General features: G+C 62.7%; 23 protein-coding genes. 11 read left to right on the top strand and 12 right to left on the bottom strand.

Annotation, left to right across the window (positions count from 1 at the left end):
- Nucleotides 1-44 precede the first annotated feature (44 nt).
- Complete coding sequence (locus AB4074_RS20365; protein ID WP_184741514.1) at nt 45-677, bottom strand: RraA family protein; 633 nt, start codon at nt 675-677, stop codon at nt 45-47.
- Nucleotides 678-943: 266 nt separating this feature from the next.
- Between AB4074_RS20365 and AB4074_RS20360 the strand changes: the two genes are divergently transcribed.
- Genes AB4074_RS20360 through AB4074_RS20350 form a run of 3 tightly spaced genes read left to right on the top strand, consistent with a single transcriptional unit; the run spans nt 944 to nt 2602 of the window.
- Nucleotides 944-1402 (top strand): Lrp/AsnC family transcriptional regulator, encoded by a 459-nt coding sequence (locus AB4074_RS20360; protein ID WP_441415016.1) that lies wholly within the window; start codon nt 944-946, stop codon nt 1400-1402.
- 43 nt (nt 1403-1445) lie between these two features.
- Entirely contained in the window at nt 1446-2195 is a 750-nt protein-coding gene (locus tag AB4074_RS20355; RefSeq protein WP_441415015.1) for a DUF433 domain-containing protein, read from the top strand.
- Nucleotides 2192-2602 (top strand): hypothetical protein, encoded by a 411-nt coding sequence (locus tag AB4074_RS20350; protein WP_441415014.1) that lies wholly within the window; start codon nt 2192-2194, stop codon nt 2600-2602. The genes AB4074_RS20355 and AB4074_RS20350 overlap by 4 nt, the downstream gene beginning before the upstream one ends.
- Before the next feature lie 55 nt (nt 2603-2657).
- On the opposite strand, the gene AB4074_RS20345 is transcribed toward AB4074_RS20350, so the two are convergent.
- The gene (locus AB4074_RS20345) at nt 2658-3113 is read right to left on the bottom strand and encodes an Lrp/AsnC family transcriptional regulator (RefSeq protein ID WP_441415013.1); all 456 of its coding nucleotides are present in this window, start codon (nt 3111-3113) and stop codon (nt 2658-2660) included.
- A 103-nt stretch (nt 3114-3216) separates the two neighbouring features.
- Here AB4074_RS20345 and AB4074_RS20340 point away from each other — a divergent pair, with 103 nt between their 5' ends.
- Both AB4074_RS20340 and AB4074_RS20335 read left to right on the top strand, forming a co-directional pair.
- Nucleotides 3217-3852 carry a LysE family translocator gene (locus AB4074_RS20340; RefSeq protein ID WP_441415012.1) on the top strand — a complete coding sequence of 212 codons (636 nt, stop codon included), beginning with the start codon at nt 3217-3219 and terminating at the stop codon, nt 3850-3852.
- Nucleotides 3853-3910: 58 nt separating this feature from the next.
- Complete coding sequence (locus tag AB4074_RS20335) at nt 3911-4234, top strand: hypothetical protein (RefSeq protein WP_441415011.1); 324 nt, start codon at nt 3911-3913, stop codon at nt 4232-4234.
- A gap of 17 nt (nt 4235-4251) precedes the next feature.
- Here AB4074_RS20335 and AB4074_RS20330 read toward each other — a convergent pair whose 3' ends face one another.
- Nucleotides 4252-5250 (bottom strand): hypothetical protein, encoded by a 999-nt coding sequence (locus AB4074_RS20330; protein ID WP_441415010.1) that lies wholly within the window; start codon nt 5248-5250, stop codon nt 4252-4254.
- Between the two features lie 197 nt (nt 5251-5447).
- Between AB4074_RS20330 and AB4074_RS20325 the strand changes: the two genes are divergently transcribed.
- Nucleotides 5448-5918: a DUF4383 domain-containing protein gene (locus tag AB4074_RS20325; protein ID WP_441415009.1), complete on the top strand. Its 471-nt coding sequence runs from the start codon at nt 5448-5450 to the stop codon at nt 5916-5918.
- Between the two features lie 85 nt (nt 5919-6003).
- Here AB4074_RS20325 and AB4074_RS20320 read toward each other — a convergent pair whose 3' ends face one another.
- The 5 genes from AB4074_RS20320 to AB4074_RS20300 all read right to left on the bottom strand — a co-directional run bounded on the left by AB4074_RS20320 (nt 6004) and on the right by AB4074_RS20300 (nt 11903).
- Nucleotides 6004-6678 carry a response regulator gene (locus AB4074_RS20320; RefSeq protein WP_284982545.1) on the bottom strand — a complete coding sequence of 225 codons (675 nt, stop codon included), beginning with the start codon at nt 6676-6678 and terminating at the stop codon, nt 6004-6006.
- Entirely contained in the window at nt 6671-8053 is a 1383-nt protein-coding gene (locus tag AB4074_RS20315; protein ID WP_441415008.1) for a sensor histidine kinase, read from the bottom strand. Before AB4074_RS20315 ends, AB4074_RS20320 begins: the two co-directional genes overlap by 8 nt.
- 364 nt (nt 8054-8417) lie before the next feature.
- Nucleotides 8418-9611, bottom strand: coding sequence for an NAD(P)-dependent malic enzyme (locus tag AB4074_RS20310; protein ID WP_441415007.1), 1194 nt, complete (start codon nt 9609-9611; stop codon nt 8418-8420).
- A 239-nt stretch (nt 9612-9850) separates the two neighbouring features.
- On the bottom strand, nt 9851-10453 hold the full coding sequence (locus AB4074_RS20305) for a TetR/AcrR family transcriptional regulator (RefSeq protein WP_441415006.1): 603 nt from the start codon (nt 10451-10453) through the stop codon (nt 9851-9853).
- Nucleotides 10454-10574: 121 nt separating this feature from the next.
- Nucleotides 10575-11903 (bottom strand): MFS transporter, encoded by a 1329-nt coding sequence (locus AB4074_RS20300; RefSeq protein ID WP_441415005.1) that lies wholly within the window; start codon nt 11901-11903, stop codon nt 10575-10577.
- 162 nt (nt 11904-12065) lie between these two features.
- On the opposite strand from AB4074_RS20300, the gene rraA reads away from it, so the two are divergent.
- From rraA to AB4074_RS20285, 3 genes are all read left to right on the top strand, one after another.
- Nucleotides 12066-12548 (top strand): ribonuclease E activity regulator RraA, encoded by a 483-nt coding sequence (rraA, locus tag AB4074_RS20295; protein ID WP_441415004.1) that lies wholly within the window; start codon nt 12066-12068, stop codon nt 12546-12548.
- A 108-nt stretch (nt 12549-12656) separates the two neighbouring features.
- Complete coding sequence (locus AB4074_RS20290) at nt 12657-14309, top strand: MDR family MFS transporter (protein WP_441415003.1); 1653 nt, start codon at nt 12657-12659, stop codon at nt 14307-14309.
- Nucleotides 14310-14582: 273 nt separating this feature from the next.
- Complete coding sequence (locus tag AB4074_RS20285; protein WP_441415002.1) at nt 14583-16046, top strand: sugar porter family MFS transporter; 1464 nt, start codon at nt 14583-14585, stop codon at nt 16044-16046.
- Between the two features lie 76 nt (nt 16047-16122).
- Here the strand turns inward: AB4074_RS20285 and AB4074_RS20280 are convergent, their stop codons facing one another.
- The 3 genes from AB4074_RS20280 to AB4074_RS20270 form a co-directional block, all read right to left on the bottom strand.
- Nucleotides 16123-17349, bottom strand: coding sequence for an MFS transporter (locus tag AB4074_RS20280; RefSeq protein ID WP_441415001.1), 1227 nt, complete (start codon nt 17347-17349; stop codon nt 16123-16125).
- A 41-nt stretch (nt 17350-17390) separates the two neighbouring features.
- On the bottom strand, nt 17391-17837 hold the full coding sequence (locus AB4074_RS20275) for a MarR family winged helix-turn-helix transcriptional regulator (protein ID WP_441415000.1): 447 nt from the start codon (nt 17835-17837) through the stop codon (nt 17391-17393).
- Nucleotides 17838-17904: 67 nt separating this feature from the next.
- On the bottom strand, nt 17905-18408 hold the full coding sequence (locus tag AB4074_RS20270) for a GNAT family N-acetyltransferase (protein WP_441414999.1): 504 nt from the start codon (nt 18406-18408) through the stop codon (nt 17905-17907).
- Between the two features lie 158 nt (nt 18409-18566).
- On the opposite strand from AB4074_RS20270, the gene AB4074_RS20265 reads away from it, so the two are divergent.
- Nucleotides 18567-20039 carry an amino acid permease gene (locus tag AB4074_RS20265; protein WP_441414998.1) on the top strand — a complete coding sequence of 491 codons (1473 nt, stop codon included), beginning with the start codon at nt 18567-18569 and terminating at the stop codon, nt 20037-20039.
- A gap of 149 nt (nt 20040-20188) precedes the next feature.
- Here AB4074_RS20265 and AB4074_RS20260 read toward each other — a convergent pair whose 3' ends face one another.
- Entirely contained in the window at nt 20189-20920 is a 732-nt protein-coding gene (locus AB4074_RS20260; protein WP_441414997.1) for an NAD(P)-dependent oxidoreductase, read from the bottom strand.
- Between the two features lie 60 nt (nt 20921-20980).
- On the opposite strand from AB4074_RS20260, the gene AB4074_RS20255 reads away from it, so the two are divergent.
- Entirely contained in the window at nt 20981-21469 is a 489-nt protein-coding gene (locus AB4074_RS20255) for a MarR family winged helix-turn-helix transcriptional regulator (RefSeq protein ID WP_441414996.1), read from the top strand.
- Nucleotides 21470-21766 lie beyond the last annotated feature (297 nt).

The raw sequence follows: 21766 nt of genomic DNA, 5'->3' as shown, positions 1-21766 counted from the left end.
GTGGGTGCTTTCAGTCTATGAGGGGGCTGGGGTGGGGGAAAGCGCTAGCTGTATTCGCGGGTTATTTCCGCGGTCATCTCGGCCTCGTGCGCGGCCACGGCGATGACTCGTTCCAGGATTTCCGCGGCACGGGCCTGGGGGATGATGACCACTCCGTCGTCATCGGCAGCGACGATGTCGCCCGCCGAGCAGACGATGCCGCCGATTGCGACGGGCTCCCCGATGACTCCCGGGCCGTTCTTGAACGGACCGGCAGGGGTTACACCGCGGGCAAAGACGGGGAACTTGATTTCGGTGATGGTGGCGCGGTCGCGGATGTAGCCGTCAATGACGGCTCCGGTGGCGCCGGCGGCTTCGAAGCGCTGGGACAGCTGCTCGCCCACCAAGGCGCGGTGTTCGTGGCCGAAGCCGTTGATCACCACCACGTCACCGGGCTGGATGTAGTTCAGCGCTTCGATGACGGCGGCGTTGTCTCCCGCGGCACCGAGGACGGGCAGGGCCGAGCCGACGCAGCGGGCGCCTTCCCAGACCGGGCTGATTCCGCCGTCGACGATTCCGAGCCGCTCCATGGCGTCACCGATGTTTGCTACGGGGAACGCTTCGAACGCGCGGACCAGCTCGCGGGGCGGCCGGGTCCAGGATGCGGTGCGGACGGTCAGTTCGAGTGTTGTTGCCATTTTCTTCGCCTTTGGTTTCTTCCCAAGAGCCGGCGCTGTGGGCGTCGATCGTCTTGAGACGTCAATCACATATGAGAAGAGTTTCGCGTTTTAAATTCATGTCGTCAAGGGTTTCCCGTTACGGGCATGTAAATGATTCGCAACCATGGCTCGCGGGTGACCTTGTCCCGCTGGCGGACCGCTCGGCAGGGATTGTGCGGGAGAATAGCTTCGGTTGGACATTCTGACCAGTCACACCTTCGGCAACTAGGCAGAAAGCGGCAGCGATGCAGGAATTGGATTCAACAGACAAGCGCATCCTTGCCGCGCTCGACGACGACCCCCGGGTGCCGATCATGGTCCTCGCCCAGCGCTTGGGCTTGGCTCGCGGGACCGTCCAGTCGCGCCTGGAGCGCATGACGGCGTCGGGCGCTTTGCGTCCGAACAGCAGCCGGGTACTGCCCTCAGCGCTGGGCCGCGGCGTTGCGGCGGCGGTGAGTGCGGAGCTGGATCAGAGCCGGCTGAACGAGGCGATCGCTGCCCTTCGCAACATCCCCGAGGTGCTTGAATGCCATGCGCCGGCCGGGGACACCGACCTCATCATCCGTGTGGTCGCGACGAGCCCGGACGATCTATACCGGGTCTCGGAAGAGATCAGGCTGTGCCCCGGAATCGTGCGCACGTCCACCAGCATGTTCCTGCGCGAGGTGATTCCGTACCGGACGACGGGGTTGCTGAGGGCGTGAGGGGTCAGGAGCGCGTCCTCAATTAGGAGCCTAGATTTGGCCGATGGAAAGAGCGCCAAAAAGACCCACTTCCCCAGAGTGTTGGCCTAATCCTGTTAGATTTAGACCGCACGAGAAAAGCCCCAAGCGGATCCGCTTGGCTCGGACGGAAGGCTGGTGCTATTCAATGACATTCCCCTCTGAGCTAGCATCAGTCCTTAGCGGCGCGTCAATGGCCCAGCTGCGCCATTGGCGATCGACGCCGACTGTTCTCGCCCCTGAAATCGCTACTAAACCCAGAGCTCTCTATTCGTTCCGGGACATCGTTGCGCTTCGTACCTTTGTCAGACTGCGCAAGGAACTGTCCCTCCAAAGGATCCGCACTGCCCTCAACACCCTCGAAGATTACGACCTGACCGAGCATCCATCCAGCTACCAACTCGTGACGGATTCCAAAACGGTCTTCCTCGTGGACGGGGAAGGCCCTGAAGTCGTGGATTTGGTCAAACGCCGCGGGCAGACCCTACTCCTTTCCATGGCTGACGTATTCGCTCCGTTCACCAATCTTCAAGGCCAGGATGTCGTTGATTTCCGCTACCCCCGGACAAACATCGAAGTCCGCGAGCGTCGAATGGGCGGCTGGCCTACGATTGCCGGAACCCGCCTGCGATATGACACAGTGGCTCTCCTGCTTGGGGACGGATCCGTCGACCCAGAGGATGCCCACTACTACTATCCTGCGGTAACCACCCAAGCGGCCTTGGACGCCGCCGACTTCGATTCAGCAGTGCGGGCACGACGGACAGCACATTGAAGCTGTATCTCGATGAGAATCTGCCCTACACGACGTTGATCGAACCTCTGACAAAGCTCTTTCGAACGCACGTTTTCAGACATCCCGGGCAGGAAAGCCTGGCCGGGATTGAAGACGTCGACCTGTTCGGGTGCCTTGCTGAGAAGGACTTCGACGCCATCATTACGCAAGATGCGAACCAACTGAATAACCTGGATGAGCGGGACGGTCTACGGTCAGCCGGACTTCACTGGATTGGGGTTCCCCAGCTTAACGAGGCGGGTCTCCACGGGCTGGGTGCAGTTGCCGGAATGGTTATCGCCGGCTTGCCTTATTTTTTCGATGATGCCCGAAGCGTTCCGCACATCTACAAGCTCAAGCCGATGGCAAAACGGGAATTACGGGGCCCGGACGTCGAACCAGTTTAGACCGCACGGCGCCACACACGGCACCACACCCGCGGCGAGGAAGCACCAACCGAACTCAGACCGGCGGCCCAGCGTTCGGCTTCAGGTTCTTCATCACCAACGTCGAGTTGAGGCGCTCGACGGCGGGAAGAGCCGAGAGCTGGTCGTCGTAGAAGCGCTGGTAGGCCGGGAGATCGGCGGCGATCACGCGGAGGAGGTAGTCCGGCGAGCCGAAGAGCCGCTGGGCCTCGACGATATTCGGAATGGCCGCCACGCGGTCTTCGAACTCCGACATCGTGGCGCGGTCAGCCTGACGCAGGGTCACGAAGACTATCGCCTCGAATCCCAGGCCGATCGCACCCGGATCGATGTCTGCCCTGTACCCCCGGATGACGCCGGAAGCCTCGAGATCCCGCAGCCTCCGATGGCACGGAGCCACGGTCAATCCCACCTTGGCGGCGAGCGCGGTGGCAGTCATTCGGCCATTCTCTTTGAGGTGGCGCAAAATAGTTCTATCTATTCCATCAATCACGCAAATATCTTACCGAGATCCCGGCAAGTCTGGCTAAAAATGGGAACACTTATGGGCCGATTTTCCATAAAGTTCATGGTGTAACCGCCAGCCAGGAGCCACCATGAATCCCCAGCTTTTCATCGCCTTCGTCATTGTCGCCGTCACCTTCGCGTGCACCCCGGGCGTCGATTGGGCATATTCGATTGCCGCAGGCCTGCGGCAGCGCAGCTTTCTCCCCGCTGTGGCCGGTCTGTGCAGCGGCTACGTGTTGCACACGGCCCTCCTGGTGGCCGGACTCGCGGCCCTTTTGACGGGCGTTCCGGGGCTTCTTGGCTGGCTGACGATCGCGGGCGCAGCCTACTTGCTCTGGCTCGGCGTGAGCACCATGCGCTCGTGGCGCGGTGCGAGCTTCAGTGCGGATGACGCCGTCGGGCAGTCCCGAAACCAGTTGCGCACCTTCCTGCAAGGCATGGGCACAAGCGGCATCAACCCCAAGGGCCTGCTGTTCTTCCTGGCGCTGGTACCGCAATTCGTAAGCCCGGACGCGTCGTTGCCGGTGCCGGTGCAGTCAGGCGTGCTGGGCCTCACGTTCGTCCTGTTCGCGGGCATCATTTACACGGCGGTGGCTCTGACCTCGCGAAAGCTGCTGCAATCCCGGCCTTCCGCTGCACGCGTGGTGACACTTGCGAGCGGCATCATCATGGTGGGGCTCGGGGCTGTTCTTCTGGGCGAACAGTTGCTTCCGATGCTCCGGTGACGGGGCCGTCAGGTGAGATCTCTGGCGTTCTTCGGCGGGGCGGCCTATCGTCGGCTTCATGTCCGATGACTTTTCAGCTCTCGTGGAGGCCTTCAAGAAGGTCGGCGTATCGAGGGCGTACGGCCCTCCACTTCAGATCGGCGGCGAAGAACTGATCCCGGTGGCCCTGGTGTCCTTTGGGTTCGGAGGAGGCAGCGATGGAGGCCATGCTGCCGGGGGCGGTGGCGGCGGTTTCGTGCTCCCCGTCGGGGTCTATGGCCACAACGCCGGCGGACGCGTGACATTCCAGCCGAACACAGTGGTTGTCCTGGCGATGCTGCTCCCGCTTGTCGCTGCCGCCGGGCTCTCCATTAGGGGAGTCGTCCGCGCGCTTCGCGCTTGACCGTCCGGCTCGCCGCCCTAGTCGCCGGGTTCCCCGAAGTCCTTGTTCCACATCCGACGGACCTCGATGTCCTTGCGGATCCCATCGACCGCATCCAGTTCAGCCTCCTCCGGCTTGCTGCGCCCCCGGCGCGCAACCACATGCGGAACGAGCGGCCGCGGGTTGGGCCGCCGCCTGACCTCAAGCTTCGACAGGGCCCTGTCCGTGAGCGCGTCATTGCGCAAAGCCAAACTGGTCTTCTTCCTCCGCAGTACCTCCACGAGAGCGGCCTGGGCCGCCTCCCGCTCCCCCAACATCCTGAGCGACTGCGCGCGTATCAGCAGCAGCGCCGCCGAGAGGTCGTCCGTGTTGCGCAGGCCTTCGGTCCAGGCGACGACGTCGGCGTGCCGCTCGAGCGCCGCTGCCGCGGTGCAGCGGGCCAAGGCAGAGGGCAACGATGGCGGCAAGCTGGCCAGGATGTCCAGGGCCTCCGCCGTCTGGCCCGTCTCCCGGAAGCAATGCGAGAGGGCAAGGAACACGGATTCCTCGCTGAACAGGACGGAAACGTCAATCCGCTCCGCTACCTCGACCCGCGTGACCACCCTGCGAAGGTAGCTGGCGGAAAACTGACTGGCGGCGTCGTCGATCCGAATGGACAAGCCCCGCTGCAGCAGCTCTGACGCCCGGAGATATCCGCCGTGTTTGTACACAAGCAGCCCGGCGATCACGTAGCACAGGCCTGCCCAACCGGGGTAGGTGCGCGCCAGGGTGATGAGCCGGTCTGGTTCCGTGCTGGTAAATACGGAGTCGTACACCGATTTGGCGGTCTTACCGGACAGGCGTTTGAGCCTGGGAGCATCCCCGGCGACGTCGATCCGGCCAGCCGTTTTTCCTGTCAGGACGCCCCAAATCGCACTACTCAAGCCCTCAGCCAGTCCGCCCACCGATGTGCGGACATGTCCATTCCGGAACGGTGTGATGTCCCTGCTGTCGCAGAAAATCGCTCCGCTGACTCCGGGAGCCGATGGCTCACTCACGGTTGCCCTGCCATCGCAGGATAAAGCGTCGCAGAATTGGGCATCACAGAACCATGCTAGCTGCGCTTTGTCCCACCGCTCCCCTCTATTTCCGGGGTTTTCGGGAGTAAGATATCCTCGTCGGCAGGGTTCCGACTCCTTGCCGCGATACGGCCCTCCATTTGAAGGGCCGATGGAAATCGTGATCGGGAGGAGCTATGACCACTGCTTCACACCCCGCGCAGCACCACGCTATGGGGCTGACGCTCCACAACACAGCACTGGGTTTGGGCTGGGTTTTCCTGGCTGTTGGCGTCTTGGGATTTATCCCGGGCATCACCAGCAATTACGGCGCCATGACCTTCGCAGGACATGACTCGGGCGCCATGCTTCTTGGAGTCTTCCAAGTATCCGTCCTGCACAATATTGTCCATTTGCTGTTCGGCGCAGCAGGCCTGTACTTCGCAAGGACTGGAAGGATGGCGCGCGGTTACCTCATCGGTGGCGGCGCAATCTACCTCGTCCTGTGGATCTACGGCCTGATCACCATGTCGAACATGAGCGCTGACTTCGTGCCCATGAACGCCGCGGACGACTGGCTGCACCTGGTTCTCGGTGTTGTCATGGTTGCCCTTGGCATTTGGCTTGGACGCGACGTAAGGGAGGAGTCGAAGGGCCGTGCCATGTAGCGCCCCCTGACTCTGCAGCACTCTGCAGTTGCACGACGGCGACCGCCCCTTTTCGGGGCGGCCGCCGCCTTTGCGTCCGGGGCGCCTACCCGAGGAGCCTGCGTTCGTAGGCGAATGCCACCAGTTGAAGCCTGGTGCGCAGCCCGAGCTTGCTGAGCACACTGCGCAGATGGGATTTCACTGTGGCCTCGGAGACAAACAGGCTCTGCGCCATCTCGGCGTTTCCCAAGCCTTTGGCTGCCAGGAGGAACACATCCCGTTCGCGCGGAGACAGCTCGTCCATCACGGCAAGGTCCGGCCCGGCCACCGGCACCGTCCTGGCCGCGTGCTGGAAGAGTTCGTGAACCGAACCGGGCGCGATCACCGAGTATCCCGAATACACGGTTCGGATGGCAGCCAGCAGGAATTCGGGCTCGGCGCTCTTGAGGAGGTAGCCACTGGCGCCTGCCTGCACGGCTTCAACCACGGCTTGGTCCCTGTTGAAGGTGGTCAAGGCGATGATCTTGGGCTTGTCCACTCCTGCCGCATCGGCTTCCTCCGTGATGCGCCGCGTGGCCTCGACTCCATCCAGCACCGGCATCCTGAGGTCCATCAACATGACGTCCGGCCGCTGCTTGGCCGCGAGCGCCACGGCTTGTTCGCCGTCATCGGCCTCCCAGGCCATGTCCATGTCCGCTTGGCTCTGCACCAGCATGCGGATGCCGGAGCGGAACAGCGGCTGGTCGTCCACTAGGGCAACCGTGATGGGTGTTTCAGCCATGTCCAGCGCTTTCTCGCTCACGGCCCGACGACGGCGGGGCGCCTTCGAGAGCCAGCGCCGATTCGCGCTCCAGCCCCTTGGCGGACGGAACAGCTTCCTCTTCCGAGCCGCCTTCCGGAAGGAGCGCTGCCGGACGCGAACCGTAAGGGATGAAGACCGTCACGCGGAACTGCTCGCCGTCGGGCCCGGAACTGAGCCAGCCGCCGGCAAGGTGCGCACGCTCACGCATTCCCGGGATTCCGCGCCCCACGCGCCGTGCGGCACCGCCGTCGTCCGTCCCCCCAATCGAAACGGACGCCGGCAATTCCGACGCAACGTGCATGGTCAACCCTGGGCCGCTCCAGTCGAAGTGAAGTCGCACGGCCGTGCCGCGTCCACCGTGCTTGAGCGCGTTCGTGAGGCACTCCTGGACAATCCGGAAAACTGCGAGTTGCTGGCCCGCGCCAAGGTCCACCGGGGTTCCGGTTTCGCTCTGCTGGACCTTGAGGCTCCCCTGACGCATCCGCTCGACAAGAGGCCCGACGTCGGTGAGCCGGGGCTGCGGGGCCACCAGGCCGTCGTCGCGCACTCCTTCAATGACGCGCTGGGCGTCCACGAGGGCATGGCGGGCGGATACCGCGATGTTCTCCAAGGCGTCGAGCACTGCCTTGGGTTGGTCCTGACTGAGATAACGGGTGCCATCAGCCTGCGCGGCGATCACTGCGAGCGAGTGCGCCAAGACGTCGTGGAGGTCACGGGCGATCCGCGTGCGCTCCTGCTCCACGACGAGCTCGACCTCGGTCTCCTTGAGGTTTGCTTGGGCGAGGACCCGGGCTTTGAAGAGACTTCCGCGTTCTTCGTAAAGGCGCAGGGCGACGCCCGCTGCGGCGCAACCGGCTCCGATGAGGAAAAGGAACGAGAAGAGCTGCCAGCCATAGTAGCTAAGGGCGCCCCGGTCACCCGCATATATTGGCCTGAACCAACCAACCCCATAGCCGTAACGCCATGACAGCATCAAAAAGGTTATGACGGCCGTGAACACGACGTTGGCGACTCCAGCGATGACCCGCTGCCTGCCGGATCCGGTCCACAGAATAAACGCCAGCGCAACGAACGAACCGATGTAGATTGCCCAATGATTGGACAACGGCGGACGGATGAAATAAGTCAACTGACCGAGCAAAAGGATCGCCGCGAGCCCGAGTGACATATAGGGCTTCCACACCGCCGTAGCTATCGCCAAGGTCATTAGAACCAGCATCCAGGTCCCTGGCCAATAGTTCAGCCCCGGCCACGGCCCCATCCTCCCTGCTTCCGCCGTGCACCACAGCGTGAAGAAAATGACGGCCGCCGCGGGGGCGCCCCAATGCCGTGCAAATTTCAGTGTCTGTTCCATGTCAGCCACCCTATCCACGGCTAAGGACCGGCGACGCCGATTCTGCCCTCCAGCGTCCGATCTCCACCCGGAAGCCAGCCGATTCATCCTTCGAGCCAACGCGAGAGGTGAGCGAGGGTTTGCCAAAAGGGCGTCAGATGTGAGCGAGCGTTTGCCAAAAGGGCCGGCATAAGTGAGCGAGCGTTTGTCGTCCCCAAACGCCCGCTCACATATCCCGGCCAAATCCCAAACCCTCCCTCACATATCAGGCCCAAATCCCAAACCCTCGCTCACATATCCCGAACCTCGGAACAAAAAAACGACGGCGACGCTCCCCAGCACGGGAGCGTCGCCGTCGTCGGCTATTCGGGTTGGGTGCGCGGCCTTATTCGGCCGCAGCGGCAACCGCCGCCGTGACCGCCGGAGCAACACGGGGATCCAGGGGGCTGGGCACGATGTAATCGGCGGAGAGTTCGTCCTCGGCCAGTGCGGCGATCGCACGGGCCGCGGCAATCTTCATGGCCGGAGTGATGCGGCGTGCACCGGCGTCCAAGGCTCCGCGGAAAATTCCGGGGAAGGCCAGGACGTTGTTGATCTGGTTCGGGAAGTCGCTGCGGCCCGTGGCCACGACGGCCGCGTACTTGACGGCAACCTCGGGCAGGACTTCCGGGTCCGGGTTGGACAGGGCGAACACGATCGAATTGTCGTTCATGAGCTTCAAGTGTTCCTCGGCCAGCTTGGACGAGGAAACGCCGATGAACACGTCAGCGCCTTGCAGGGCCTCCGCGGGTCCGCCGGAAAGGGCGCGGGGGTTGGTTCGCTGGGCGAAGCGGGCCTTGACGCTGCCCGAATCGGCCACCAAGTCGGCGCGCTCGGAGTTAATGATCCCCTTGGAATCCAGAAGAACGACGTCCTTGACGCCCGCGGTCAGCAGGATCTCGGAGACGGCGATGCCCGCGGCGCCCGCGCCGGAGACCACAACTTTCAGTCCCTCAAGTTCGCGGCCGGTCACCTTGGCGGCGTTCGTCAACGCTGCGAGAACCACGACGGCGGTGCCGTGCTGGTCATCGTGCATGACGGGACAGTCGAGGGCTTCGATGAGACGCTCTTCGAGTTCGAAGCAGCGGGGCGCGGAGATGTCTTCGAGGTTGACCGCGCCGAAACTCGGACGCAGGCGGACCAGGGTCTCGATGATTTCGTCCACGTTGGTGGTGTTGAGGACCAAGGGGATGGAGTCCAGATCGCCGAATGCCTTGAAGAGCGCGGACTTTCCTTCCATGACCGGGAGGGAGGCGCTGGGCCCGATGTCGCCCAGGCCGAGGACCGCGGTCCCATCGCTGACGACCACCACGAGGCGCTGAGCCCAGGTGTGCGTGCGTGCAAGCTCCGGGTTGGCGTGGATCGCGCGGCTCACCTCGGCGACGCCGGGGGTGTAGGCGATGGAAAGGTCCCGCTTGTTCAAAAGCGGCACGGTGCTGGAAACGGAGAGCTTGCCGCCTTCGTGGGCGGTGAAGATTTCCTCTTCGCTCAGCGCCAGGGCAGTCAGATTCTGTTCAGGGGTGATGGTCTCGACGGACACGTCGTTGTCTCCTCAGGCTAGCCGTGATCCCACGGCACAATTCGGGCAGGTATAGAGGCTTCGGTGCCGGACCAAGGGTGGCTGGTCCGTGCGGTGAAACTCCTGCGGATATGGGCTGCTAGCCGCTTGGGTCCTGTCTTCGTAGACAGGGGCCTGATAGGAAGACTAGAGACATCCAGCCATAAACTCATACTTTTGGTCGTAGTGGTCTAGACCAATTACGGTGATTCCCGGAAAAGCTACGCGTCCGCAATCAACTTGCAGGCGTTCTTGAGGTCCTTCTCTGCGTCGAAAAGTGAGATCCGGCGGCAGTTGACGGACTGGACCAGACCACTTATGACGTGGAGCAGGATCCTGGCCCTCCCGGCGTCGCCGATCGCAGCCCCGACCATCTCGGCGGAGAGCGCCTCGATATCGCGCAAGAGCACGGGGATGTCACCATCGCGGGTATCCCATGTGCGGGACAGACAGTGTTCGACGGCGGGCTGCATGACCCGCATATGGAAAATCTCCATCCCGAGACCGGTGAGCTCTTGCTGGCTGCACCTCGAAGACGCCGGCTTTGAGCCGTTGAGCTCCCGCAGTTGCTGCCGGTAGACCGCAAGCATCAGATGGACCGTGGACGGAAAGTATCGGTAGAGCGTCCCAAGCGGAACATGGGCTCTGGTGGATACGTCCGAAAGGCTCACGGTATCGAACTGCCGCTGGGCGAATCCCGCGGCAGTCTTCAGTATCCGGGCGTAGCGCAATAGCTGTCTCGGCGTGGTGGGAGCGGCCGCCATTTGGGGCAACCCCGCGGCCAGATCCAGCGAATACGGTTCCAAGGAGTTCGGTTCGGACATTTCCGGCGTTCTGTTGGTTTGGGCTTCGTTCGGGGAGATTGCGCGGCCCCCCATAGACCGAGCGCGTCCTGACAATGATACGGCAGCAAGTTGTCAGTTCCCTGAGAACCGATTCCCAGGGCTACGCGACGCCCTTGATCTTCACCACGAATACCGCCCCCAGCAGGCCGATGGCAGCCGCGGCCACATAAAGCGAGACGTAGCCACCCCAGAACACAACGAAAATGGAGGCAATCGCCGGCGCAATCACTTGCGGCAAAGAGTTGGCCACGTTGATGATCCCAAGGTCCCTGCCCCGGTCCAAGGCCGCAGGCAGCACTTGGGTAATGAGGGCGAAGTCGACCGCCAGATACGCACCGAAGCCCACGCCAAGCACCACGGCACCCGCAATGGCCCCTGTCCACGTGGGTTCGAACGCGAGGATCAAAGCAGCTATAGAAATGACGACGGACGAGACAATGACGAGCGGTTTGCGTTTGCCCATGCGGTCGCTGATGGCACCGCCCACCACGCTGGTGATGATCACCATGACGGCATAGAGGCCTGTCAGGACGAGGACCCCGAACTCAGGCTTGATCCCCTGCGTTTCCTCGAGATGCACGGCATCCTTGAGGAAAAAGAGCAAGTACAACGTGACCAGGTGGTTGCCGACATTGACCAGAAACCTCGTCAGCCAGGCCCACGCGAAGTCCGGATATTTAACGGGCGAGATCCAAAAGCCCTTGACGAATGTCCAGAGTCTGAACGGTGGCCTGGCCTCCCGAACGAGGGGCACGTCGGCATTCTTGAAAAGATAGAGCACGACGCCGGCCAGCAGCGCAACAGCGCACACGATGTAGCCGAGGGCAAAGTTCCCGGAAACCACGGACGCGATCACCGCGCCCGCGAGAATGCCCACGGTCTGGCCCATGGCCGCAAGGCCGCCGACCGCGCCGCGCTGCGGCACTGGTACTCGATCCGGGATAGCCGCTGTGATGGCCGCATAGGCTCCGTTACAGCCGGCCTGGACAAGGCACCACAGAATAGTCATGACCGCCACATTGGGAGCTCCCGCCAGGGCCACCAAAGCTGCGGCACCCAGGATGGCGCCGAAAAGCACCCACGGAACACGTCGTCCAAGGCGGGACGCGGTGCGGTCGCTGAATGCACCGAACAAGGGATTCGCGACCATCGATACCGCAGCACCGCATGCCGTGACAAGCGCAAGGATGGCTTCCTTCTGGCCTTCGTCAAAATGGATGGCCTGCTGGCCGAGCAACACCTGGATAGGACCGAAGAAGGCAGCGTTGATGCCAACATTGACGAGCACCACTCCGGTGACCCACAGCGATCGGACGCGGTCCACGGGCTCGGCGAGCGCCGTCGTCGGGCCTTGAGTTGACGCAGGATCGAGAGCAGGATCCGTCACCGGTCTTTCAGGCAGTGAACCGGGCAGATCGGACAGGCTCATGACTGTGCTCCCCTAGCATCTGGACGTGTGAATTCAGCCTAGCGCCGAGGGAGTCCGTCCGGCGGTCATAAATCCGCGTATGTGGACAACTGCCCCGTCCAGGACCCGAAAGGCAAGGCCCCACGCGTTAGGGTAACTCCAACGGACCGAGGAGGATCAACGATGAACAGCCCAGCGAACCCCATCAACACCGCCGATCTCTACGACGAACGTGCCGAGGATCTTGAGTCGATATCACTGCAGTTCCAGGACCTCGGCGGGGTTTCCCACTTCAGCGGCCCCGTTCGCACCATCAAGTGCTTTGAGGACAATGCCTTGGTGAAGACGATTCTGGCGACCCCCGGCGAAGGCGCCGTGCTGGTGGTGGACGGCTACGGCTCGCTGCGCACAGCCCTCATGGGGGACATGATCGCCGAGAGCGCCGTCGCGAACGGCTGGGCCGGCGCCGTGATCAATGGGGCGATCCGCGATCGCGTGGCGATCGCGAAGCTGCCTTTGGGCGTCAAAGCCCTTGGGAGCAATCCCAAGAAGAGCTCCAAAGTGGGCCGTGGCGAAGTGGACATCCCCCTGGTGATTGACGGAGTGCACATCGAACCCGGGAACCTGATCTACTGCGATCCTGACGGGATTCTCGTGGAGCGGTGACATATTTCTCGCCAATCGGGTAGGACAGGGAATACAGGAGCGATTAGGATAGTTACTGAAAGCAACTATCCTGCTTAGTCCCCCTTTTCATCCACCTTTGGAGAAGCAATGTCCAACGCCACGCCTGTGCGGGCCGCCGGAGAGGTCCTGACACACCGTCAGACGCTCACCGTCATGGTGGGCCTCATGCTCGGCATGTTCCTGTCCTCCCTGGACCAGACCATCGTGTCCACGTCCATTTACACCATCGCCAACGACTTGGACGGCCTGTCCCTGCAGGCGTGGGCCACTACGGCCTACCTCATCACCTCCACGGTGACCACCCCGCTGTACGGCAAGCTCAGCGACATCTTCGGCCGCCGCCCGCTGTACCTGGCCGCGATCCTGATCTTCCTCGCCGGTTCCCTGTACGCCGGTTCCGTGCACTCCATGACCGAGCTCGCCGTCGCCCGCGGCATCCAGGGTATGGGCGCCGGCGGTCTGCTGGCCCTCGCATTGACGATCATCGGCGACATTGTTGCCCTGAAGGATCGTGCCAAGTACCAGGGCTACTTCATGTCCGTCTTTGGCGTTTCCTCGGTCCTCGGTCCCGTGGTCGGCGGTGCTTTCGCAGGCTCGGCCAACATCCTTGGCTTCGACGGCTGGCGCTGGGTCTTCTTCATCAACCTGCCCATAGGCCTGGCCGCACTGGCCGTGGTGTTCTTCTACCTGCACCTGCCCGCGAAGCACGTCAAGCAGAAGATCGACTACTGGGGCGCTGGAGCCATCACGCTGGCAATCGTCCCGCTGCTGCTTGTGGCCGAACAAGGACGCAGCTGGGGCTGGACTTCCGGAAACTCTTGGATCTGCTACGGGCTTGGCGTCATCGGCATCATTGTGTTCCTGCTGGTTGAGCGGCGCGCCGGCGACTACGCGCTGATCCCCCTCCGGCTCTTCAGGAACATCACCTTCGGCTTGTCTTCCCTGCTGAACTTCATCATCGGTATCGGCATGTTCGGGGCTATCGCGATGCTCCCGATGTACCTGCAGCTGGTCAAGGGCCTCACCCCCACCGAAGCAGGCCTCATGATGATCACCTTCACGGTGGGCATCCTCTTCGGTTCCATTACAGCGGGACGGACCATCTCGGCGTCGGGCGTTTTCCGGATCTTCCCGATCCTCGGTACGGGCATCCTGACCGCCGCCGCAATCGTCATGGGCCTGTCCCTCGGCGTCGACACCGGCCTCTGGGTTCCCGGCCTGATCGCCGTATTCTTCGGCATGGGCCTGGGCTTCTGCATGCAGCCGCTCACTTTGGCGATGCAGGTCTCCGTACCGCCGAAGGACATGGGCGTGGGCACGTCCACCGCGGCATTCTTCCGTTCGATGGGCGGCGCCGTGGGTACCGCGGTGTTCATCTCGATGCTCTTCAGCCTCGCCGCTGACAAGATCGCCTCGGGCATGAAGGATGCCATGGGCAGCGCGGACTACCTCAAGGTGCTCAAGGATCCTGCAGTGGCCGCGGATCCCGCCAACGCCAAGCTATACGACTTCTTCAAGAACGGCGCCACAAACGATTCGCTGAACGACACCAGCTGGCTGCACCACGCCAACCCGGCGCTCACGCGGCCTATCGTTGAAGGCTTCGCGCAGTCGATCGACACCGTGATGCTGACTGCCGCGGCGCTGACCGGCCTCGCGTTCCTCATCAGCTTCGCCCTGCCGAACAAGAAACTGACGGATCCGAAGGCGGCGGCGAAGGAATCCGTTTCCGCCCACTAATATCTCGAACCGCGTCACGGCAGGCAGTCTTTTGGACTGCCTGCCGTTGTCGTTTCCAGTGTTCGCGCGGTGGAGTGCCCGACGGCGGCGCGAAAGTTTGCGTGGCGTGACACGTCCGGTGTGGCTGGCCGCGTTCTGGCTGGCAGCGTTGACTGGAAGTCACGCTGGCACCGTGCCACACTGTGTAGCGCGAGTGCACCGGCGTCCCCGTCGGAACCAGCTGCCGACGACGACCGCGCCGCACAATCCACTACATTTCCTCAAGGGAGAGCCATGCCCAATTCCAGCTCCGACAGCCGTTCCGGCGTCCCACGCAAGGTAATTGGCCTGGCCGTTGCCGGAGCTGTGGGCGGTTTCCTCTTCGGCTTCGATTCCTCCGTGGTCAACGGCGCCGTCGATGCGATGAAAGACGAATTCATGCTGAGCGAAGCCGTCACGGGCTTCGCTGTGGCGGTCGCGTTGCTCGGCTGCGCGGCTGGGGCGTATCTCGCGGGCAAGGTGGCCGACCGCTACGGCCGCATCCCCGCCATGAAGCTGGGTGCCGCCCTCTTCCTGGTCAGCTCCATCGGGACCGGCTTTGCTTTCAGCATCTGGGATTTGGTTTTCTGGCGCTTGGTCGGCGGCCTGGGCATCGGCCTCGCGTCGGTGATCGCGCCGGCGTACATCTCGGAAATCTCACCGCGCCAGGTCCGCGGCCGGCTCGGGTCGCTGCAGCAGTTGGCGATCACCACCGGTATTTTCGCGGCCCTGCTGTCCGACGCCGTCCTGGCAACGTCCGCGGGAAGCGCCCACCATGCGCTGTGGCTCGGAATTGAGGCCTGGCGCTGGATGTTCATCGCGTGCGCCGTGCCTGCCGCGGTCTACGGCCTGATCGCGTTCCGGTTGCCTGAGTCGCCGCACTTCCTGGTCCTCAACGGCAAGGAAGACACGGCGCGCAAAATCTTCGACACCCTGATGCCCGGCGACGATACCGAACGCCACATCCGTGAAATACGTGACTCCATCAAACAGGACGAGCTCTCCACCAAGAAGGGCTCGCTCCGCGGCAAGGCGTTCGGCCTGCAGCCCGTGGTGTGGATCGGCATCATCCTGTCGGTGCTGCAGCAATTCGTGGGCATCAACGTGATCTTCTACTACTCCACCACGCTGTGGAAAGCAGTCGGCTTCCACGAGCAAGACTCCCTGGCCATCTCGGTGGCAACCTCCATCACCAACATCCTGGTCACCCTCGTCGCCATCGCCCTCGTGGACCGCATCGGGCGCCGGCCTATCCTGCTGACGGGCTCCATCGGCATGGCTGTGTCCCTGGGTGCCATGGCGCTGGCCTTTTCCTCCGCCAGCGGGACGGGTTCTTCGGTGTCCTTGACCGGCGCTTGGGGTCCGGTGGCCCTGGTGGCCGCCAACGTGTTCGTAGTGAGCTTCGGCGCTTCATGGGGACCGTTGGTGTGGGTGCTCCTGGGCGAGATCTTCCCCTCACGGATCCGTGCCCGCGCGCTCGGGCTGGCCGCCGCAGCCCAGTGGATCGCCAACTTCGCCATCACCTTGAGCTTCCCCATCATGGCAGCCGGTTCGCTGCCGCTGACTTACGGCATGTACGCGCTGTTCGCCGCGGCGTCGTTCTTCTTCGTCATGTTCAAGGTGCCGGAAACCAATGGCATGTCCCTTGAGCAGGCCGACACCTTGTTTGTCCCGAAAGGCTCCAAGCCTGCGGAGCTCGCGATCACCGAACCGAAGTAGCCTCACCCAAGTAACTAGCAGTTGTTGTCGTTTTGAGCCCTCATAACGACAACAACTGCGAGTCAGTTGGGCCCTCCTACACGAGGTGCGGTTCGTGTGACTTCAGGTAGCGGCGGCCGCCGGCGGCCACGAGGATTGCGAACGCGAGGGCAAGGGCCGCGGCGAAGAACGGGACCTGCGGGCCGAAGTGCTCACCCAGTTGTGCCGCGACAAACGGAGCCAGCGCGCCGCCCATCCACCGCACAAAGTTGTAACCGGCCGAAGCCACGGGACGCGGCGAATCGGAGACTTCCATGGCCAGTTCGGTGTAGAGCGTGTTGTTGATGCCCAGCAGTGCGCCCGCCACAATGACGAGCACGACGACGGCAGTCACCGAGTGCCCCGCGGCCAGTCCCAGCCCGACGAGGTCCAGCAAAAGGGCCCCGAGGGTGCCGACCAGGACGTTGGTGGTGCCGAATCGACGCTGCAGCACGGGTGCCACGAAGACCGAGAACACGGCCACGGCCACGCCCCAACCAAAGAACACGGAGCCGATACCGTAGGCGTCCATCCCGAGGATGAAGGGCGTGAAGGCCAGGATCGTGAAGAAGCCATAGTTGTAGAACAGGGCGCTGGCCGCGGTGGTGCGAAGGCCTTTGTGGCCCAAGGCAAGGAGCGGGTCACGCAAACGGGCCTTCGTGGCTGGCGTCGGGGTCTTAGGCAGCAGGGCCAGCAAGGCGATGAAGGAAATGGCCATGAGGACCGCGGTGCCGAAGAACGGTGCGCGCCACTGCCAGCCGCCGAGAAGCGCGCCGAGCAACGGGCCGAGGGAAATGCCCAGGCCAAGGGCGGCTTCGTAGAGAATGATCGCAGTTCCGGTTCCGCCGCTCGCGACGCCGACAATCACGGCAAGCGCGGTGGCCACGAAGAGGGCGTTGCCAAGTCCCCAACCCGCGCGGAATCCGACCAGCTCACCCACGCTTCCGGACATGCCTGACAACGAGGCGAACACGACAATCAGGGCCAGGCCGATCATGAGCGTCTTCTTGCCACCGATCCGCGAAGAGACGAAGCCGGTCACGAGCATCGCGACGGCGGTCACCAGGAAGTAGCTCGTGAAGAGCAGCGACACTTGGCTGGGGCTGGCCTGGAGGTTCTTGGCGATGGCTGGCAGGATCGGGTCCACCAGGCCGATACCCATGAAGGCGAAGACGGCGGCAATCGCCGTGGCCCATACAGCCTTGGGCTGCTTGAGGAACGAGGCCTTCTCGGCCTCGAGGGTTTCTTCCGCTGGCTGCAGTTGGTCTGCGAGCTGGCCTTTCATGGACTGCTCTCCTAGTTTTGGGTTGTTCAGTTCTGGACAGTTCAGTTCTGGACTGAGTGATTGATCTTGTCGAACACCGGAAGGGCGGCTTCGACGGCGTCGCGTTCCGACTGGCTCAGCGATCCGAGAATCCCGGCGATGAATTCGTTGCGGCGGCGGTCTGCATTCTCGACGGCGGCACGTCCTGCCGCGGTCGCGGCGACGCGGACGGCACGGGAGTCGTCCGGATCTGCTTCGCGTTTGACCAAGCCCGCGCGCTCAAGCTTGATGATCTGCTCCGTGGCGCTGGGGACCTTGACCCCAAGGTTCCGGGCGATCCCCCCGACGCGGGCACCGCCGTCGAGCGCCATCTTGAGGACGCCAAGCTGGGCCGAGCTGAGTTGCTCCTCGGAATCGAGGCGGCGCATCACGTAGACGCTCTGCCGCAAAGCTTCCCGGAATGATTGGGCGAGGGCGAGGAGCGCGTCGTCAGCCGGATTAGTGTTCATATTTAGGCATCCTAACAGTTAGGATGCCTAAATATCAAGGGGTGCATGGTCCGCCGGGCGCCTCTGGCTACAGGGCCAGCTTCATTCCCTCGTGACTGGCTACGAAGCCCAGGCGCTCATAGAAGCGATGGGCGTCCTTGCGGGACTTGTCGCTCGTGAGCTGGACCAGGGTGCAGCCCCGGTTCCGCGCCTCTTCGATGGCCCATTGCATCATTGCCGCACCGACGCCATGGTCCCGCAACTCTGCGGCGACGCGCACGGCCTCGATCTGGCAACGCAGCGAGCCCTTCCGGGCCAAGCCCGGGATGAAACTCAGCTGGAAAGTTGCGACGCAAGCGCCGTTCAAGTGGCCAACCACCAACAGTTGGGCCGGATCCTCGCTGATCTGCTGAAACGCCTGCAGATAGGGGCCGACGTCCTCGGCGTTTTCGCGGGAACTGCCCAACTGATCCGCGGCGAGCAATCTCAGAATGGCGGGCAAGTCCTCCCAGTGGGCCCGGCGGAGCGTGAAGACTCCCTCGTCCAGAACCATGCTCAACAGCGGCTTCACGCCTGGATTTATGTGACTCATAGCACCAGCCTGACACAAGCTGGCGGCTTCGTTTTACGAGCGTTCATGAATTCTGGGTGAAACGATCAATCACAAATTCTCGGATGGTTCGAGTTAGTTTGGACTAGCAGATTTGTTAGCCACGTCACCATGCGGCGAATCACCCGAAGGATGCAGATATGTCTCACCAGACAACAACAGGGCAACGCACTGCCTCCAGCAAAGACAGCGAGCCGCATCTGGCGCGCTCACTGAGCAACCGCCACATCCAATTGCTTGCCATCGGCGGCGCCATCGGCACAGGCCTGTTCATGGGCTCCGGAAAGACCATCTCCGTCGCCGGGCCGTCGGTGATCTTCGTGTACATGATCATCGGCTTCATGTTGTTCTTCGTCATGCGCGCCATGGGCCAGCTCCTGCTGTCCAACCTGAACTACAAGTCCTTCAGCGACTTCGCCGGCGACCTCCTTGGTCCATGGGCAGGCTTCTTCACCGGCTGGACCTACTGGTTCTGCTGGGTAGTAACAGGGGTGGCCGATGTCATCGCCATCGCGGGCTACGCCAATGAGCTCTGGCCGGGGGTGCCCCTCTGGATTCCGGGCCTCGCGACCATCGCCATCCTGCTCCTCCTGAACCTCCCCACGGTGAAGGCTTTCGGCGAGACTGAATTCTGGTTCGCCCTCATCAAGATCGTTGCCATCGCCGCTTTGATTATCGTGGGCATCGTGATGATCTCCACCGGCTTCAAGTCAGACGCCGGAGCCGCGAGCTTGACCAATCTCTGGAGCCACGGCGGCTTCTTCCCCAAGGAATTCATGGGCTTCGTTGCCGGCTTCCAGATCGCGGTCTTCGCCTTCGTGGGCATCGAACTGGTAGGCACAGCCGCGGCCGAGACAAAGAACCCGGAGCACAACCTGCCCCGCGCCATCAACGCCATCCCGGTCCGCGTCATGCTGTTCTACGTCGGCGCGCTCATCATCCTGATGTCCGTCATCCCGTGGACCGAGTTCAAGGCCGGCCACAGCCCGTTCATCGCCATGTTCTCCCTGGCCGGCCTGGGTATCGCTGCAACCGTGGTGAACCTTGTGGTCCTGACCTCCGCCATGTCGTCTGCCAACTCGGGTATCTACTCGACGTCGCGCATGGTGTTCGGTCTGGCGAACGACGGCGATGCCCCCAAGATGTTCGGCCGCCTCTCCAGCCGGAAAGTTCCGCAGAACGCGCTGTTCCTGTCCTGCGTGCTCCTCCTTGGCGGTGTCACCCTGCTCTATGCGGGCAAGGACATCGGAGCAGCCTTCGACATGGTCACCACCGTGTCCGCCGTCTGCTTCATGTTCGTCTGGTCCATCATCCTGGCCAGCTACCTTGTCTTCCGGAAGCGCCGGCCCCTGCTGCACGAAGCTTCGACGTTCAAGATGCCCGGCGGCATCGCCATGGTGTGGGTGGTCTTCGCCTTCTTCGCGTTCCTGGTCTGGGCCCTGACGACGCAGCCGGACACCCTCACGGCTCTGCTCGTAACGCCCATCTGGTTCGCGGTCCTCGCCGTGGCCTACGCCTTGGTCCGGAAGTCGCCGCTGCACCAGGCCCGGGTGGCCGAGTGGAAAGCCATGGCCGAAACCGAGACGACCGCTGTCGAAACCGCCGCCCGCTAGGACGCCCGCTCACATATAGCGGCCATTCTTCCGACGCTCGCTCACAAAGGAGCCTTTTCGACGTAACGCCCGCTCACATATAGCGGCGAAACCCGAAACCCTCCTTCACGTCATCATGTGAAGGAGGGTATCGGCTTTCCCACCGAGGTTCACGACCGGTTGCCCTCAGGGACGCTATCCGGCGCGGCCTTCTTGCTGTTGGCCTCGCGCAAAAGGAGCTGGACGAGGCTCGGCTTCTGCGAAAAGGTTGCAACCGCGACGTTCTTGCGCACGAACTCGTCCGAAGTGAGTTGCCACAGCATGGAGTCCGCAAGGTCGGCCCGCGACGTGAAAGTGCCGTTTATGTAGTCAACGGCCATCTTGTATTCGGTGACGGATTCGGTCTCGAAAAGACCGGAGGGCCGCATGATTGTCCAGTCCAGGCCGCTCGCGGCGACGGCGGACTCCATCCGCCGCATGTCCTCGTACAGTGTCTTACCCAGCAGCTTGGTAACGAGGGGCTGCAGCACTTTCTCGAAGAGGAACCCGCCATGCGGGCCGGCCGAGATGTCAGTGGCGCTGGAGCTCACGCAGACCAGCCGACGGACGCCGTGGTTGCCCATTGCCCGGATGATGTTCCCCGTGCCCACGGAATAGACCGTGATCGGCTGGCGGCTGTATGGAACACCGAGGGTTGAGAGAACCGCATCCTTTCCTTCAACGACGGCACTTACGTCCGCGAAGTTGTAGGCATCGGCGCCGACAACACTCAGGCCGGGAGCGGATAGCGGGAAGTCGTGCGGCCTGCGCGTGACAGCGGTGACGATGTGTCCGGCGTCGAGCGTTTGTGCGGTGAGAATCCTTCCGGTGGGGCCATTTGCCCCGAATACTGCGATCTTCATGTGATGCGGGCTCCGGTAGTCTTATTCTAGGAAAACCATACAATAAAGAAACGATATCATATGAGTTCCATATCAAATCAAGAGGCCGCGACCCCTCGCCTTCGGCGGCGTGCTGTTGCTGCGCTCAAAGGCGAGCTTCGCAGCGTACGCGTGCAACTATCCGTGCTCAATCACCAGGTCGGCACCCAAGCCGAGCTAAAGGATGTTGACCTTGATTGTCTTGACCTGATCTCGAGCCGGGGGCCGCTCAGCCCGAGCATGTTGGCCAAACACGCCGGCCTGCACCCAGCCACCATGACCGGAATCCTCGACCGGCTTGAACGCGGAGGCTGGATTGTCCGGGATCGCGACCCATCCGACCGGCGCGCCGTGGTGATCCGGATTCTGCCCGATAGAAACGCCGAGATGTTCCGCCTCTACTCAGGAATGAACAGCCTCATGGACACCATCTGTGCAGACTACGACGACGCTGAAATCGCCGTCATTACAGACTTCCTACGGCGCGTCCAAGCGGCCGGACGGACGGCGTCGGAAGAACTCGGCAACTAGTTGACGCTCGCTTACTTTTACAGCCCAAAGCGCTCACCCTCCTCCACATCATGTGAAGGAGGGTGAGCGAGCGTTCGGGAAAACCCCGACATATCTGAGCGAGCGTTCGGGAAAAAGCCCGCATATCTGAGCGAGCGTCCGGGAAAAAGCGAAAGTTGTCAAGCTGTGTGGAGTCACTGGGCTGGTTTTTGGGGTGTTTTGGTCTGGGGGAGGTTGATCCCGGCGTGTGTGGCGGGGGCCGGTGTGGTGGGTCGTTGGCGGAATCTTCCTCGGTGTCGTTCGTAGTAGTCCTGGTGG

The organism is Arthrobacter sp. 2MCAF14 (genome assembly GCF_052115645.1).
In the GTDB taxonomy this organism is placed as follows: Bacteria; Actinomycetota; Actinomycetes; order Actinomycetales; family Micrococcaceae; genus Arthrobacter.
Note: the sequence above shows the minus strand (reverse complement) of the source record. Positions and strands in the feature narration are given on the sequence as shown.

Coding starts and splice junctions, on each gene's coding strand:
- AB4074_RS20285 (WP_441415002.1), top strand. CDS start 14,583: ATGCCCAATTCCAGCTCCGACAGCCGTTCCGGCGTCCCACGCAAGGTA.
- rraA (WP_441415004.1), top strand. CDS start 12,066: ATGAACAGCCCAGCGAACCCCATCAACACCGCCGATCTCTACGACGAA.
- AB4074_RS20355 (WP_441415015.1), top strand. CDS start 1,446: ATGGAAAGAGCGCCAAAAAGACCCACTTCCCCAGAGTGTTGGCCTAAT.
- AB4074_RS20265 (WP_441414998.1), top strand. CDS start 18,567: ATGTCTCACCAGACAACAACAGGGCAACGCACTGCCTCCAGCAAAGAC.
- AB4074_RS20315 (WP_441415008.1), bottom strand. CDS start 8,053: ATGGAACAGACACTGAAATTTGCACGGCATTGGGGCGCCCCCGCGGCG.
- AB4074_RS20365 (WP_184741514.1), bottom strand. CDS start 677: ATGGCAACAACACTCGAACTGACCGTCCGCACCGCATCCTGGACCCGG.
- AB4074_RS20270 (WP_441414999.1), bottom strand. CDS start 18,408: ATGAGTCACATAAATCCAGGCGTGAAGCCGCTGTTGAGCATGGTTCTG.
- AB4074_RS20255 (WP_441414996.1), top strand. CDS start 20,981: ATGAGTTCCATATCAAATCAAGAGGCCGCGACCCCTCGCCTTCGGCGG.
- AB4074_RS20305 (WP_441415006.1), bottom strand. CDS start 10,453: ATGTCCGAACCGAACTCCTTGGAACCGTATTCGCTGGATCTGGCCGCG.
- AB4074_RS20340 (WP_441415012.1), top strand. CDS start 3,217: ATGAATCCCCAGCTTTTCATCGCCTTCGTCATTGTCGCCGTCACCTTC.
- AB4074_RS20275 (WP_441415000.1), bottom strand. CDS start 17,837: ATGAACACTAATCCGGCTGACGACGCGCTCCTCGCCCTCGCCCAATCA.
- AB4074_RS20325 (WP_441415009.1), top strand. CDS start 5,448: ATGACCACTGCTTCACACCCCGCGCAGCACCACGCTATGGGGCTGACG.
- AB4074_RS20260 (WP_441414997.1), bottom strand. CDS start 20,920: ATGAAGATCGCAGTATTCGGGGCAAATGGCCCCACCGGAAGGATTCTC.
- AB4074_RS20300 (WP_441415005.1), bottom strand. CDS start 11,903: ATGAGCCTGTCCGATCTGCCCGGTTCACTGCCTGAAAGACCGGTGACG.
- AB4074_RS20320 (WP_284982545.1), bottom strand. CDS start 6,678: ATGGCTGAAACACCCATCACGGTTGCCCTAGTGGACGACCAGCCGCTG.
- AB4074_RS20360 (WP_441415016.1), top strand. CDS start 944: ATGCAGGAATTGGATTCAACAGACAAGCGCATCCTTGCCGCGCTCGAC.
- AB4074_RS20280 (WP_441415001.1), bottom strand. CDS start 17,349: ATGAAAGGCCAGCTCGCAGACCAACTGCAGCCAGCGGAAGAAACCCTC.
- AB4074_RS20290 (WP_441415003.1), top strand. CDS start 12,657: ATGTCCAACGCCACGCCTGTGCGGGCCGCCGGAGAGGTCCTGACACAC.
- AB4074_RS20335 (WP_441415011.1), top strand. CDS start 3,911: ATGTCCGATGACTTTTCAGCTCTCGTGGAGGCCTTCAAGAAGGTCGGC.